This is a genomic window from Bradyrhizobium sp. NAS96.2 (assembly GCF_001908235.1).
In the GTDB taxonomy this organism is placed as follows: Bacteria; Pseudomonadota; Alphaproteobacteria; order Rhizobiales; family Xanthobacteraceae; genus Bradyrhizobium.
The window spans coordinates 1-2,489 of the sequence record NZ_LGHK01000326.1 but is presented as its reverse complement, the minus strand read 5'-3'; the positions used below and the strand labels follow the sequence as shown (position 1 = coordinate 2,489).

Genomic DNA, 2,489 nt, shown 5'->3' with positions numbered 1-2,489 from the left:
CTTCGAACAAGACCGCATGCTGCTTGAAAGGTGTGATCTTGAGATAGGGCTCAAGTCGTTGGAAGTCGTCCTGGCCGAGCTGGCCGAGCAAAAGGTTCTTCATTATGCGCTCCCGAGGAAAGGCGGGAGCGCAGAGAACTCTCAGCTATCGGTTGCCTTGCTGGATACCCGATAATGCCAGGATAGTAGGAGCTTTGCCGGACATAGCTAGCTTTAATTTCACTATGTAAGATACCAGACAGACAGCATTCCAGGGCGTGTTCCAAAGTCAGATCAGCGACCATGCCAAACGTGCCGCGCCATGAAGCGAAACCGTTCAAAACCACACTTATTTGAGGATCGCCTGACTGAAGCAGCGGCCAAGCTTGAGGCGCAGGCACACCGGTTAGGGCCCGGAAAAGAACGCGACGAATTATTGCGAAAGCTCCGCCAGATAGATACGGCGGCGCACTTAAATGAGTGGTTGAAGTCTCCCGGCCTTAGACCGCCAAGGTAAGGTAGGTCGCAAGGGAGGATCGCATGATCACTGACACGTTCGATCGTCGAACTATAGCCAAGATGGACCTCGCCCTTGAGCGCGCGTGCTTACTCCTTCCAACTTGCGGCGAGAAGCACAGCGCCCGTCGGATCATCGCCGGCAAAATAATTGAATGTGCCAATCGTGGCGAGACCAGCCTGAGCAGGCTTACTGAGGTCGGATACGCCGCCGCGATCAAACTCAGTGCTTCCGCGCAAGCCGTCCGGGAGAAAGAGGCCGCTAACTAGGAATTCTTTCGGGGACATCAGCGGCGCACAGTCCAAAAAAGTAAAACGGCGAAGCGAGGTCCCCTTCGGGTTATTTGCGGACATTCCCGACCGGTCAGGTGACGTCCGCTTACCCCCTAGAAGCGGGCAATCTTGAATGTATGAGCACGGGGCGGCCCTAATCGAACGCCAGCGCCGATCGCCGGCGCGAGCTCGGCCGAGGCGAGCGCTGCTGCAACATGCCGCCGATGACCTGGTCGAGCGTTGCAATCCGGTCCGCCATGCCGCGCGCGACGGCCTCGCGCGCGCCGAGCATGCGGCCCTGACCGAACTCCTCGCGGACCTTGGTCTGCGTCACGCGCCGGCCGCCAGCGACGGCCTTGACGAAATCGGCGCCAGCCTCATTTGCTCGACCCTGCAGATAGGCCTTGGCCTCATCCGTAAGCGGCGCGAACGGATGCGCCTCGTTTTTCAGCGGCGATTGCTCCGAGCGGACGATCGTCATCTTGATCCCGACCTGGTCGAGCCAACCGGAAATATCCTGGTGCATAATCATCGCGCCGATCGAGCCAACGTCTGCAGACGGCGTCATCACCAGCTCGCTTGCCTGCGAGGCGATCCAATAGGCCGCAGACGCCGCCAACGTGTTTGCAATCGCGATAACCGGCTTTTTCGCTGCAGCCGCCGCGACAGCCGCGGCCGCCTCGACCGTGCCGGAGACCGTACCACCAGGACTATCGACGTCGAGGACCAGGCCGGCGACGTCCTGGTCATCCGCCGCGCGCGTGACCTGCGCCGCGATCCCGGAAAGGCTCGAGCCGAACCAGCTGCCGCGCGGCGTCAGGCCGCCGGCAATCGAGACCAGGGCGATCTTACTCGCCGAGCTCGACGCCTGCGCGGTAGCTGCCGCGAGGAGCGCCTGCCGCTGCTCGGCGCGCGCCAGGCAATCGGCGAGCGCTGAGACCTCGAGCGCGACCAGGGCGTCGATCGACGTGATCTGCGTCAACACCTGGCGCAAATCCGGCGCAGCGGTTTCGATCTTAATCATTGTTGCCGTCCTCGTTTGGAGAGCTCGAGCCGCCGCCGGCGCCGGCATTGTCGTCGACGCCCTGCGCGCCGCCGGCGGAGTCCTTTGTCAGCGGGTTTTTGTAGTCATTGCCGCCAGGATCAGTTCGCGGCGACATGTTCTCAAACCGCAGGATGTCGTTTGCCGACAGCCATTCGCCCTGACGGCCGATCAGATACGCGCGATAGCGATTCAACAGGTCGCCGCGCAGCAGGCCGAAAAAGTTAAACTCGAAAAACAGATCGCCGTTTTCGTTGTCGAGCAGCAGATCCCGCTCGACGCCTTGCTCGATCTCGATCGCGAGCGGCGCCACACACCCGACGACAAAATCGAGCGACTGCTGCTCGACATTGTTATTTGTCGCGCGTTTCAGCCGCGACGCGCGATGCAGCGGATAGCTCCAAAGGCCGAAAACCGCAGTGTCGGCGGCGTCCTCGGTCTCGAGCAGCTGCGCCTCGGAATTCGTCACTTTGATCGGGGTATATTTGACGCCGTGCGTCAAAAGCCGGTCCTTGTGCCGGTTCATTCCGGTCCCGGCTGCGCGCCAGTTGTCGAGAAACTCGTTTCGGTCGGCCTTGTCCTTGAACACGCCGGGATGCTCGAGCGTGCCGCCGGACTGACCGTTGTTCTTAAACCAGATGTCGCCATACTCATGGACGGCGATCGCGCGCGCAAAAAC

The 2,489-nt window shown here is 61.1% G+C and carries 3 protein-coding genes; 1 reads left to right on the top strand and 2 read right to left on the bottom strand.

Annotated elements, in window-relative coordinates:
• Positions 1-519: 519 nt before the first annotated feature.
• On the top strand, positions 520-765 hold the full coding sequence (locus AC628_RS40815; protein ID WP_074132450.1) for a hypothetical protein: 246 nt from the start codon (positions 520-522) through the stop codon (positions 763-765).
• 157 nt (positions 766-922) lie between these two features.
• On the opposite strand, the gene AC628_RS40810 is transcribed toward AC628_RS40815, so the two are convergent.
• Positions 923-1,792: a S49 family peptidase gene (locus tag AC628_RS40810; protein WP_245321595.1), complete on the bottom strand. Its 870-nt coding sequence runs from the start codon at positions 1,790-1,792 to the stop codon at positions 923-925.
• The coding region (locus tag AC628_RS40805; protein WP_143202088.1) for a phage portal protein at positions 1,785-2,489 on the bottom strand (705 nt) is incomplete at its 5' end. The genes AC628_RS40810 and AC628_RS40805, both read right to left, overlap by 8 nt.